General features: G+C 38.2%; 12 protein-coding genes. 3 read left to right on the plus strand and 9 right to left on the minus strand.

From position 1 onward, the window contains the following. Positions 1-48 precede the first annotated feature (48 nt). The 8 genes from AC3E9U_RS11835 to AC3E9U_RS11870 all read right to left on the minus strand — a co-directional run bounded on the left by AC3E9U_RS11835 (position 49) and on the right by AC3E9U_RS11870 (position 8,265). Positions 49-984, minus strand: coding sequence for a DUF2167 domain-containing protein (locus AC3E9U_RS11835; protein WP_488747112.1), 936 nt, complete (start codon positions 982-984; stop codon positions 49-51). A gap of 91 nt (positions 985-1,075) precedes the next feature. Beyond that, positions 1,076-2,035, minus strand: a complete 960-nt coding sequence (locus tag AC3E9U_RS11840) for a hypothetical protein (protein ID WP_488747113.1) — start codon at positions 2,033-2,035, stop codon at positions 1,076-1,078. 6 nt (positions 2,036-2,041) lie between these two features. Continuing rightward, positions 2,042-3,373 (minus strand): DUF58 domain-containing protein, encoded by a 1,332-nt coding sequence (locus AC3E9U_RS11845; protein ID WP_488747114.1) that lies wholly within the window; start codon positions 3,371-3,373, stop codon positions 2,042-2,044. Then, positions 3,373-4,362 (minus strand): AAA family ATPase, encoded by a 990-nt coding sequence (locus AC3E9U_RS11850; protein WP_488747162.1) that lies wholly within the window; start codon positions 4,360-4,362, stop codon positions 3,373-3,375. The genes AC3E9U_RS11845 and AC3E9U_RS11850 overlap by 1 nt, the downstream gene beginning before the upstream one ends. A gap of 76 nt (positions 4,363-4,438) precedes the next feature. Beyond that, positions 4,439-5,629 (minus strand): DUF4350 domain-containing protein, encoded by a 1,191-nt coding sequence (locus AC3E9U_RS11855; protein WP_488747115.1) that lies wholly within the window; start codon positions 5,627-5,629, stop codon positions 4,439-4,441. Further along, on the minus strand, positions 5,630-6,355 hold the full coding sequence (locus AC3E9U_RS11860; protein ID WP_488747116.1) for a DUF4129 domain-containing protein: 726 nt from the start codon (positions 6,353-6,355) through the stop codon (positions 5,630-5,632). Beyond that, entirely contained in the window at positions 6,348-7,301 is a 954-nt protein-coding gene (locus AC3E9U_RS11865; RefSeq protein ID WP_488747117.1) for a hypothetical protein, read from the minus strand. Before AC3E9U_RS11865 ends, AC3E9U_RS11860 begins: the two co-directional genes overlap by 8 nt. Further along, the gene (locus tag AC3E9U_RS11870) at positions 7,285-8,265 is read right to left on the minus strand and encodes a stage II sporulation protein M (RefSeq protein WP_488747118.1); all 981 of its coding nucleotides are present in this window, start codon (positions 8,263-8,265) and stop codon (positions 7,285-7,287) included. The genes AC3E9U_RS11865 and AC3E9U_RS11870 overlap by 17 nt, the downstream gene beginning before the upstream one ends. 21 nt (positions 8,266-8,286) lie before the next feature. Here AC3E9U_RS11870 and AC3E9U_RS11875 point away from each other — a divergent pair, with 21 nt between their 5' ends. Both AC3E9U_RS11875 and AC3E9U_RS11880 read left to right on the plus strand, forming a co-directional pair. Continuing rightward, positions 8,287-9,030, plus strand: coding sequence for an RDD family protein (locus AC3E9U_RS11875; protein ID WP_488747119.1), 744 nt, complete (start codon positions 8,287-8,289; stop codon positions 9,028-9,030). 2 nt (positions 9,031-9,032) lie between these two features. Beyond that, positions 9,033-9,635, plus strand: coding sequence for a trimeric intracellular cation channel family protein (locus AC3E9U_RS11880; protein WP_488747120.1), 603 nt, complete (start codon positions 9,033-9,035; stop codon positions 9,633-9,635). On the opposite strand, the gene AC3E9U_RS11885 is transcribed toward AC3E9U_RS11880, so the two are convergent. Continuing rightward, complete coding sequence (locus tag AC3E9U_RS11885; RefSeq protein WP_488747121.1) at positions 9,632-11,431, minus strand: T9SS type B sorting domain-containing protein; 1,800 nt, start codon at positions 11,429-11,431, stop codon at positions 9,632-9,634. The two genes, AC3E9U_RS11880 and AC3E9U_RS11885, sit on opposite strands and share 4 nt — an antisense overlap. A 118-nt stretch (positions 11,432-11,549) precedes the next feature. Here AC3E9U_RS11885 and AC3E9U_RS11890 point away from each other — a divergent pair, with 118 nt between their 5' ends. Next, positions 11,550-12,515 carry a GNAT family N-acetyltransferase gene (locus tag AC3E9U_RS11890; protein WP_488747122.1) on the plus strand — a complete coding sequence of 322 codons (966 nt, stop codon included), beginning with the start codon at positions 11,550-11,552 and terminating at the stop codon, positions 12,513-12,515. Position 12,516: the final 1 nt, after the last annotated feature.

Raw genomic sequence — 12,516 nt, forward strand, 5'->3', positions numbered from 1 at the left:
ATCAACCGATAAAAAAAAGTGCTTCAAAAAATGAAGCACTCTTTTGTTTTATTCCTCTTTTTCAGCAGGGCTTAGTTCTTCTTCAGCAACTTCGCTTTCCTGCGGACGTGTTGTTTTCTGTTCTTTATTGCCGAAAAAGAATTTCTTAACTCCGGCAAAAGCAGCCACAAGACCAATAACAATAAATTTTCCGAATTTTGCCAATATGGCGAAGAAACCAACTTTCGCTAATACTTTTCCGGCAACCAAACCTCCAATGGTCCATGCGGCAACTTCATCGGTATTGGAATCAAAATCAGAGTATTGTGATCCTTCTGCATAATGCACACTGTTTAAAATGCTTGGAATGCTCGCCTTCACTTCCGCTAATTCAGACATGTTGGCAACTGCAGAAAGCGTATAGATCCCTTTACGTCCTAAAACTCGCAAATCGTAGTTTAACGTATTGGTTTCAGCTTTTCCGAATTTAAGCTCTTTGGCCCAGTGCAATACTTTTAGGTCTTTATCATAATAAGGTGCTGATGCCCAACCTATAAGAGAGGCGGTTTCAAATCCTGATCTTATTCTTTCTGCATTTTCGGTTTCCATGTCAGTCTGCATTTCTTTTAACAGGTCATCATAATTAATGTCTTCTGCATCAGCATCTTCCACATAACCAATATTTTGATAATTAATTATAAAAAGCCAGCTTTTGTCATCTAAAACCCCTTTGCTTTCAGGTAATATCGATCCCAGAACAGTGGTGTCTTCAGGATTTCCCCATAAATCTTTCAGCACATATTGCGTTTGTTTTGCATCTAAAAATTTAAATCCTTTAGGAACATTCAATGTACCGTCACCTTCCTGAAGTTTAATTTTTCCGGTTTGGTATTTCATTGATTTTTCAATTTTCTCCATTGCAATTTTTAGAGAATCGGCATCCTGAGCCATAATTTTAGGCGTAATTGCTATGAACGCCAATAAAGTAAGTAGAATTTTTTTCATATAATGATTTTTGGATTTTAGTTTTGAATCACCTAATTTAATTCCTCAAGGGATTGAAAATTACGAGGCTGTAAATCTAAGTAAGTTTTTACTAATTTCTGCGAAGCAACAAGAGATGATTTTTGATTTCAAGAAAACTGATATGATTTAAAGGGAATTCAAGTACGACATGTGAAATGCTTAAAATGTAGAGCCAGCTCATTCCCAATTTATAATCCGCGACAAATAAGGCTATGGAAAGTAACCAAATAGCGCCAATTGTAATCAGTTTTACTTTTGATGTTTTATGCCACTGAATGACAGATGTTTTAGAAAACCAGTTGATATAGTGATAGGTATAAGCAAACGCAATGAAGCGCATTACTTTTATTCCGATCTCCGTGTGGAAAACGGCATCAGTTCTCTTTATTTTGGAATTGTGCAGTATTTCTATGAGTTGTAGGTTCACATTGGAAAATGAACTGTAATTGTCGGTTATGTACTTATTTATCAGCGAAAAATTGACAGATGCAGGAATGCTGAAAAAGAGTAGAGTACAGCCAATAAATACCAGAATGGAAAGAAAACCCATTTTGTTTTTTGATTTTAACGAACCCAGCAAAATAAATGCTCCCGTAAACAAAAATACATGAATCAATGTGGGTAAAAATGTGGAAAAGACCAGTGAGAATCGGCTAAAATCAAAATACAGAAGAAATACACCGACGATACAACAGACAAGGATACTGAGAAATCTCTTTTTAGTCTCCCAAAAAAGATGCAGGGCAATTGGTATTGAAAAGGCTAAGAAAATAAAAAAAGGGATTCCGCTTTTAATTTGCAGTAACCAACAGGTAGTAATACAAAACAAGCAACCGATAAGAATCTGGTAATCATTTTTTTTTGGCAAATAAAATTTTTTTTGCTGCAACCAATTGATTTCAGTAAGGTAATGAAGGGGACCGAGAAAAGCATATACAAATAAAAACAATTCAAAAGGAATCAGAAATGCTAAGACCATTGATGCTAACATGAAAACAATAGTAATGGAATCGATGACGTTTGTTTTCATGTTTTTCTACAAAATCCCCCTTGCTTTAATTTCAAGATACTTATTGATGGTATCCAAAGTAAGGTTTTCCGGCTGCGTCAAAACCGAATAAATACCATATTTCTTAAGTTCGTTCACGATCAGTCGTTTTTCGAAGGCAAATTTCTCAGCAATCGTCTGATCGTAAATATCCTGGATGGTGGTTGCTTTTTTATGAATTAAGTCATTCAGTTCGGTATTATTGAAGAAAACGACCACCAGCAAATGGTTTTTCGCAATTCCTTTTAAATAGGGGAGCTGGCGGTGTAAACCATCTACAGTTTCGAAATTCGTGTACAAAAGAATCAGGCTGCGGTGATTGATGTTTTTCTTAACATCAACGTACAAACGACTGTAATCGCTTTCAAAGAAATCGGTTTTGATATTGTACAGGTTTTCTAAGATCAGATTCATTTGCGACTGACGACGCTCGGCTATAACGCGGTTTTCGATTTTTTTTGAAAATGTAAACAGTCCTGCCTTATCGCCTTTTTTCAGAATTACATTGGATAGAACCAGACTTGCATTGATAGCGTAATCCAGCAGACTCAATCCGTTAAAAGGCATTTTCATCACTCGGCCTTTATCAATAACCATATAGACCGTTTGCGATTTTTCATCCTGAAACTGGTTAACCATTAACTGATTTCGTTTCGCCGTGGCCTTCCAGTTTAAAGTTCGGATGTCATCGCCCTGAACATATTCCTTGATCTGTTCAAATTCCATTGTATGTCCGATTCGGCGTATTCTTTTTAATCCGTATTGCAACAAATTGTTGGAAAAAGCCATCAGATCGTATTTTCGTAACTGAATGTAGGACGGGTAAGTCGGCACCATTTGATTGTTGTCGAAAGTGAATCGTCTCGAAATCAAACGAAGTGGCGAGGAAATATAAACGTTCAGGTTTCCGAAGAAATATTCGCCCCTTTCTGTAGGACGTAAATGATAATCGAACTGGTCTTTTGCATCGGCTGCTAATTTTCGCTCTATTTCGAAATTACGCATTTGGAACTGAAACGGAATTTCGTCAATTACCTTTGCAAATACAAGGAAAGAATAGTGATTTCGCAATTTGACCGAAATTGTATTCTGATCTCCATTTGAAAATTTTTCTGGTGCTTTGCGTGAGGCTTTAATAGGTTGACGGCTTGCAAACAGCAATAGTATGTCTAAAATAGTAAACGCAATCAGCACAAACAAAAAGAGCCAGCAGACTTTGTACACGCTGGGGAAAAAATAAGCAAAAACAAAACTGACTATGATGCCCAAAAGCACATAGAAAAACAGGTTGTTCAGGTATAATTTCTTAAAAAACTGCATTAGCGCGGAATTTCTACGGTATCAATAATCTGTCTGATGATTTCTGTTGAAGTGATGCCTTCCATTTCGCGTTCCGGAGTTACCATTACGCGGTGCTGCAGTACAGGGACCGCCGCATCTTTGATGTCTTCCGGAGTTACGAAATCACGTCCGCGAAGTGCTGCAAAACCTTTGGCTGCATTCAGAATTGCAATGGAAGCACGAGGGGATGCCCCTAAATAAAGGAATGCGTTTTCCCGTGTATTCATAACTATTTTGGCGATATATTCCACCAAATTGTGTTCGATCATGATCTGTTTTACCAGACTTTGGTAGTTTCCGATTTCCGATTTAGAAAGAATTTGACGGATATTCTCCAGTTTGTTTCTGTCCTGCAGCGCATTTTCCTTTTGAAGGATGGTGATTTCATCTTCAAGATTCGGATAGTCGATGCTTATTTTAAACAGGAAACGGTCTAATTGCGCTTCCGGTAAACGGTATGTTCCTTCCTGTTCAATCGGGTTTTGGGTTGCGATAACTAAAAAAGGTGTATCCATTTTGTAAGCGGTACCATCAATCGTGATCTGACGTTCTTCCATCACTTCAAAAAGAGCGGCCTGTGTTTTGGCAGGCGCACGGTTGATCTCATCGATCAGGATAAAGTTTGAAAAAACGGGTCCTTTTTTGAATCGGAATTCTGATTTCGACAAATCAAAAACAGAGGTTCCAATGATGTCAGAAGGCATTAAATCCGGTGTAAACTGAATTCGACTGAAATCCAGAGCCAGTGTTTTGGAAAGCAATTTGGCAGTAATGGTTTTTGCTACGCCGGGAACACCTTCTAAAAGTACGTGTCCGTTAGACAAAACGGCAACCAGTAACTGATCGATCATTTTATGCTGCCCTACAATAACCGAACTCAATTCGGCTTTTATGTCGGTAACACTTTGTAACAAGGGGGCCAGATTGATTCGGGTCTGAAAGTTTACATTCTCATCCGAAGATGGCATTTGTTTTGGTTCACCTGAAAATTCATTGTTTGAAGTTTCGGTCAACGGTGTGTGATTATTTTCGAAAGTATCCATATTACTTTATTTTTTCTATTGTTTTGCTTATTTCGATAACGTCTTTTTCAGTACTCTCCATGTTGTTACGGTGTTTCTTTATCAGTCGTACAACATGTTCAATATCTGATATTTCTTTTCCGGTTTTCTGATGGAGTCGGTTAATGAATGTCTCATCCAGATTGAACGTGTCGATCAGGTAATCGGTACGTATTTTTTCCAGGAAATAAATGATTTTTTTATCAATAATAACGTAATGATTTCCTTCCTGAAGGTACAAATTTCCTATTGTTTTTGTAAAATCCACTGTGGTATTCGACAAGGGTACTTTTACGGGGATTATGCGCTGTCTTCGTTTGGCATTGAAAATCATGAAAATCACCACTCCCATTAAAAGCAGATACCATGCCCATCGTAAAGCTGCCTGATTTGCGATATAGCGAAATGGAGAGCCGGAAACTTCATCGCTATCATATCCTTTGGCATGCCAGAAAACGGTTCCTTTTGGTAGATAGGATAACAGATTTGCACAATAAGCGCTGTTTTTTTTGTCCAGCAGATAATAATTTGAAAAAGCGGCCGGTTGGGTGTGCAGATAAAAATTTCCTTTTCCGAACGGGACTTTTATAAAATTAACATTATTGGCCGTGTCGATTTCCTGACGTCCCAAAACAGTGGTGTTAAGCGAATCCGTTTTATTGAAATAGGAAAAGCTGGCTCCTTTTTTTAATTTATATTTCTGATGGCCGAAAACCTCATTGCTAAGATTGCAATAGATACTGTCTGTCAATGAATATTCGTTCGTGTACTCTGTTTTTAGGGTATCCATCAGTTTTTGAGGAAAATCAGTCATGCTTAAAAAAGCGGAATTTCCATGTTCTACAAACCAAATGAGCTCGTCCAGCGAGGATTCATCGAATTCGTCGCTTTGAGAAACGAATAGGAGGGTTCCTTGAACGGTATAGGTAGAGTCTTTATAATTGTACTTTGGGTCTAAAAACTCATACGCTGTATTTTGAAATCGCTGTACTTTATGTTTAGGCAATAAACGGTCTATTTCTTTATCCAGAACATAAAGTCCGAACGGAATCTTGTCTTTTCTGGCATACGTAGGCGACCAGTCAATGGGTTTTGAACGGTTAGCGTCAATAAAGATAATTCCGATCACGATCAGAACAAAGAACCCAATATATATTTTGATTGTTTTGTTCATTTAGATGGAATTAATAGTTTTAACGAAAGCTTTTTCGGCTTTTTCGAACAACATGTCATCAATGCCGAATTCGCCATACCAGCTATGGTCATAAATATAGGACAGGTATTGAAAATCTTCTTTTAACGCATCGCGCTTGATTTCGTAGAGATAATCGGTGTTTGTCTTTTCAATGTCCCATTCGATTATTCCGTTATCCGACATTTTTTTGAGCAGCCATAAATAATAATAGCGAATGGAAAGACGGTGGTTGTTGGCCGCTTTGCTTTTTTCGATGATGCTTTTGAAATCAATATTATGGATGTCTTCTTCGTAGTATTCTGAGGTACTGATTTTCTTTTTGGACGATTTTCCTAAAATCCAAACCCCATCTTTGTTGATTATGGCTCTTACAATAAGATAAACGACAAATAGAACGACCAGAAAGGCCAGTATTTTAAGTACAATGACCAAAATAGTGGAATCCCCATTTTTCTCACCGCCAAATATGCGGTCTAACCAATATTGCAGCCAGGCTTTGAAATTATCCCAGCGGGAAGTGCTTTTTACGAGCGGCTGATATTGAAATTCCTCTGAGGAATAATCGCGCTGAAAATTCTCCCTAAAATGAACTGGTGTGATTTCCGAATTTTTCAGATCATCCGCATAGCTTAATGTATCGGTTTCCGTTTGCGAAAAAACAGTTCCCGATAAAAGAAATAATATGTAAAAAAGTAGTTTATTCACTTTGAGTTCCAATCAGATCTATTTCACTTTTATGCGTATTGTTTTCGTTTTCTTCACGACTGCTGTAATAAATAATACCCTGATTTACCAAAATAAAATTCTGAAAAAAGAAATTGGCCAAGATGGACAGAACCATGGCAATTCCCATCATTATCATAAGGAATGAAATCTGTTCTGCGCGGGGACCTGTTGGCTGATTTTGAGTATCCATCGCCGTAACAAATGAAAATATACCAATCATATAGGGAATCGCCGCAATAAAACTAATCGCGATCTGCATGATTATATACATAATGGCTGTTGAACCCACTGTAGGCCAGAATTTTTGTCTGAGTAGATTAAATCCTGTGCCTATCGATTCAAAATAACCTTTGTCGTTGCTTAGATAATCGTAAAAGCTTAGGGAATACCAACTCATCATAGCCGGGATCACAATCATTATAAGCGGAATACCAATCAGCAGAAAAATCAAGGCAAAACTAATCGCAAAGACAATCAACATGATAGGGATGAAAATAAAAATCGAGGCAATGAAAAAGATTATGATCTTACCTGCATTGTTTTTAAGCAGATCTATGATTTCACTGGTCTCAAAATCCGGTTTTTTTTCTAACAATTTAAGATAGACCACCGGGAATGCATAACTTAAAAGGCTCAGGAAAATAATGGCAATGGCAGAAAAAATCCCCAATGAGACGATCAGCGTCAGGTTGTCATTAATATATACATCAAAATTGTTGTTCCCGGAATTTATTCCCGCAATATTAGAGTACAAACCTTCGAAAAATACCTTCATGAGAAAATAAACAAGCACCAACAGTACCAGTAAAAATCCTCCGTTTACAATAAAATAATTTCGGTAGTAATGCTTACCGTGCATTTTAAAAAATGTAAAAGTGTCTCCGATTAATTCGCTGAAACTTCTTTTTTTAAAGAGTTGGAACATGATTTTTAGATGTTTTTCGGTTCACAATAAATGGATATACTATATAATAATAGGAAATTAAGGATAGTGTACCCAAAATGATAAAAATGTTCAGAGGTCGAGGCATGTCTACGGAGTAACGCGTTACAAAACCCTCCAGAAGACCGGCCGCGATCGTAAATGGCATAGTGCTCAGAAATATTTTCAGACTGTTTTTAAATCCGATTTTAAAAGAATGCAATCGCGAATAAGTTCTTGGGAACAAAATGCTTGCGCCTAAAACAAAGCCAGCCATGGATTCGATCACAATACCGAAAATTTCCATGGCACCGTGAATCCAGATGGCGCGAACACTTTCCCAGAAGACATGTTCCTTATAGAAGAAATACTGAAAAGAACCCAACATGATGAAATTAAAACTCATGTAGATAAAAGTTCCTATACCGGCAAAAATTCCATAGATGTAACAGGAAGCGCCTACCCGAAGATTATTTAATGTAATTTCTATAAAACTTCCCCAATTACTTCCGCGTGCGTATACCGCGACCGGATTTCCTTTTTCGATGTTCTCCAAAGTCATGTTGACATAATCATCACCCATGATCATTCGGACGAAAGCCGCATCATTGTGCGCAGAGAGTACTCCGATACCGGTGCAAACAAAACAAAGAAGAAAGGCATATAAAAGATACCTTCTGTATTCATAGACCAGTAGTGGGACTTCGGTTTTAAAGAAGTGCACAATCCGATTGGTTTCCTCGCGTTTTGTTTTGTAGATCTTCTGATAAATCTTTGATGCGAGGTAATTCAGGTAAACCGTGGTTTTACTTTTAGGATAATACGTTTGTGCATACGACAAATCGTTTACCAAATGAATGTAAAGACTAGCCAATTCATCCGGATTTTTTTTAGCTTTGCCAAAAATAGCCTGTTCAAATTCAAGCCATTTTTCTTTATTTTGTTTTATAAACGCTACCTCTCTCATAAAAAAGCTAAAATATAAAATATGTCAGAATTATCAATAACCACGACGCAAAATGTGAATATAAATTTTCAGGCAGCCTCAGTGGGCGACCGAATTTTTGCGCAGTTGCTTGATACACTTATACAAACAGCGTATTGGATCGTTGTTTACTATGTGTTTTTCGAGTGGATGGGGTTGAATAATTTACTTTACGATCTTGATTCCTCTTCCAGAAATGCTATACAGTTGCTCTTCGGGTTACCGGTAGTTTTGTATTCTTTGGTGCTGGAAAGCCTAATGGAAGGGCAGACTTTCGGAAAAAAGATAATGAAAATCAAAGTGATTAAGATCGATGGCTATCAGGCCGGTTTTGGTGATTATCTTATACGTTGGCTTTTTATGTTGGTTGAAATCGCAATCGCAATTGGGATTATTGGCTTGGTAGCGATTGTTTTGAGTCGAAAAAACCAACGATTAGGAGATATGGCGGCCGGGACAGCAGTTATCTTATTAAAGAACAACATTAATATCAATCATACCATTCTTGAGGAAATAGATGATGATTATGTGCCAACGTACCCGTCCGTGATTAAACTGTCGGATAATGATGCCCGAATCATTAAGGAAACGTTTGAATCTGCACTAAAGGTAAAAGATTTCCGATTGATTTATAAACTCAGAGAGAAAATAGAAACCGTTGCCGGGATTAAAAGTCAGTCGGGCAATGATTCCGATTTTATCAGAACGGTTTTGAAGGATTACAATTACTTTACCCGAAATATGTAAGAATGTTTGAGATATTGGATATTTTAGGAACGATGGCTTTTGCTGTTTCCGGAGCTTTATCGGCGATGAACAAGAAGATGGATCCTTTCGGGGTTCTGATTATTGCCATTGTGACTGCTGTCGGAGGAGGAACACTGCGGGATGTTCTTATCGGTACGACGCCGGTCGGATGGATGAAAGACTTAAATTATCTTTATACTATTTTTTTAGGATTTGCTCTGGCTTTGGTTTTCAGAAAAAAATTGGACCGGTTCCGAAAATCCATGTTTTTGTTTGATACCATCGGATTGGGCGTCTTTACGCTGATCGGTCTGGAAAAGGGACTTGCAGTGAATCTTCATCCGGTTATCTGCATAGCTTTAGGAACCATGACGGCTTGTTTCGGAGGCGTGATCCGCGATATTTTATGTAATGAGATTCCCGTTATCTTCCGCAAAGAAATTTATGCCACTGTATGCATCATTGGCGGCGTGTTCTTCTTTTTTCTCAAAAGTATTGAAGTGCCGGAAGATATCATTTACTTAATGACTTCGGCGCTTATAATTGCTATCCGATTAATGGCTGTTATCTTTCACTGGTATTTGCCAACAGTAGAAAAAGATTAACGGTTGAGGTACAGATAGCCATTTAAAGGTTTAGGATAGTTCGGATCATTCAGATATAAAATATAAAAATAAGTCCCTTCCGGTGCGTGACTGCTGCCAACACCGTCTTTAATATAACCGTCCCATTCCGGCGTGTAATTAGTTCCTTTCCATACTTCTCTTCCCCAACGATTGTACACGTAAAGTTCATAATTCACAAACACGTCCCGTAATCCTTCAATATGGAAGGTGTCGTTCATTCCGTCACCGTTAACCGAAACCGCATTGTAAACGATAGGCGGACAAGGTTTTACGGTAAGTAGGAACGAAGTGGTGGTAAAACATTCCGGACCGTCAATCCGAACATAGATGGTCTTCGGTGTTGAAGTTGCTATATAATTTGACGGATCAGCAATCGGGTTTACACCGGCATTGGCTTCCGCTTGGGATTCGTGGAAAGTTACCGTACTGTTCGGATCGGATGTTACCGTGTTTTCGTAATCTGAAAAGTCGAATAATCCTTCCGTATAACCTCGATTGCAGGAAACTAAATCATCCAGCGGATTCGGCGTTGGTCCGGCAGCCAGGATTACGTCCATAGTATCATTATTGTTGGTTTCAATCAGTTCCGTAACAACACCCGGCTGGTCCACAATGATTTCGATAGAGAAATTAAGCGGAATTCCGGTTGGAATAGTAACGACCTGATACATAAGAACGCTGTCTCCAATCTGAAGGTCATTTTGTGTCTGATTTGTCCCCACAAGGACGCCATTAGCATAAATAGAAATTGGAGTGCCGGCAGGTAAAAAATCGGTAGCGTTGAAGTTGGCAACCGTGTAATTGACAGCAACATTTCGGGAATTGCATTCCACTTCAGCCTGTTCGATAGTAACGGTGGCATCGGGTAATTGGCTGTTGAGTTTGGTCACGATGGAGTTTATCATCACAAAATCCTGACCCGAAGTCAGCTGGATTTCTGCAGAGGTATCACCAATCTGAATATTGTTTTGAATGTTGTAAATGTCCAGGTCCATATTGTAAAGCGTACTGCTTCCTGTGATCGTGCTGGTTCCGTTAAAGGCGTTGTTCGACGGGTTTAAGGGAGGATTTCCCAAAACATTCCCATTGATGCTTAATGATTCTGAAACCGCAATATTCCTGTCACCTTCCCATGCCAAAAAACCGATTTTAGCATCCTGATTATCAATAACATTCAGGTTGGATAAAGTAATGTTCAGATAATCTATTGTTCCGGCTACAGGCGGTGATAAATTTTCCAATCCGTCATAAATATTTAAAACATTTAAAGGAAGTGAATTGTTTTTGTAAACTACGATTATAGCCCAACCTGCAAAATTCGTCGCATTAAGGTAATAGGTGGGTACCAAAGCATTTAAATCCAAGTCTGAAAGTGTATATGTGCCGTTTCCTGCCGAAGTAACTATGGAGGTTACGTCATAAAAAGCGCTGAAAAAAGGATAGCCTGAACTAATCTGAACCGTGGAAAAGGTGCGTTGCGCTGTCAAATCAATGCCGTTTAATTTTACGTCGAAGTCACCTGTGCCTGATCCGGCCCAATAAAGATAGGCTTTCTCAATTACATCGCCTGACGCAAGGTTTAAGTCGGCCGATGAAGTGGTAAGGATATAATCCGGATACATGTAGGTGTTTTCGTCCGGATTCAAGGTGTTGCCGAAAAAAGTAAAGTCGTATCTCCCGAAAAATTGCTCATAGAGCCCAATGTTCTGGCCGAACAAACTTTCGGAAAACAAAATAAAAAGGACACTATAAAAAAGTAGCATTCTGGTCTTCACCGTAAATTGTTTTTTGTTAAAATTAGCAATTATTTTTCATCGAATGCAATTGGCTTGGTAAAAAGATTCGTTTAATCTGAAGAAAAATTACTACTTTTCGGGAGTTTATCAAGGTTTGGTGGAAAAGTATACCGTTCGGAAATATCAAAAATCAGATTATGCGCTTTGGAATGATTTTATAAGTCAGGCCAAAAATGCAACATTTCTTTTTCACCGGGATTTTATGGAATACCATGCGGACCGTTTTGAGGATTTTTCTCTGATGGTTTTTGATGGTGAAAAGTTGGTCGCGGCGCTTCCTGCCAATAAAACGACAAATGAAATCCATTCACATCAAGGGCTCAGTTATGGAGGTCTTGTAGTTAAGAAATCAATTCGGATAAAAGAATATGTGCTTGTTTTTCAGTCGGTTTTACAATTTCTGCACCAAAATGAAATCATTGCCATAAACTTTAAAGACCTTCCCAAAATATATAACCAAATCATTGCGGATGAAATGGATTATGTTTCGTTTTTAAGCGATGCACAAACGTATCGTTCGGACGTGTATATGGTTGTGGATAATAGCGAAAAATACAAACCCAACCGCAACAGAAAAAGAGCTTTGACATTAGCGGAAAATCTCAAAATTGAAGTTAGAGAAGACAAAAACTATCGGGATTTCTGGAATACAATACTGACTCCTAATCTCCAAAACCGTTTTGGGGTAAATCCGGTACATTCGTTAGGAGAAATAGAGCAATTAGCACTGTTGTTTCCTGATAATATAAAACTTTATAGCGCTTATCAGGATAATGAACTGAAAGCGGGTGTAGTTATGTTTTTAACCAAAACAGTGGCACATTTTCAATATAGTTCCGGAGCGGAAGACAGAACGGATACTGCGGCTTTGGATATTTTGTTTGATGTTATCATCCGACAATATGCTGATAAAAAATACGTTAGTTTCGGAAGTTCTTCGGAAGATAACGGGCGGACATTAAACGAAGGTCTGGCCTATTGGAAGGAAAGTTTCGGCGCCCGGGCATCGGTTCAGAATTTCGTTAGAATTAAAACTAAAAATTATTCGGGACTAACGATTTAGT

The sequence above is a fragment of the Flavobacterium sp. 21.1 genome, from assembly GCF_057801535.1.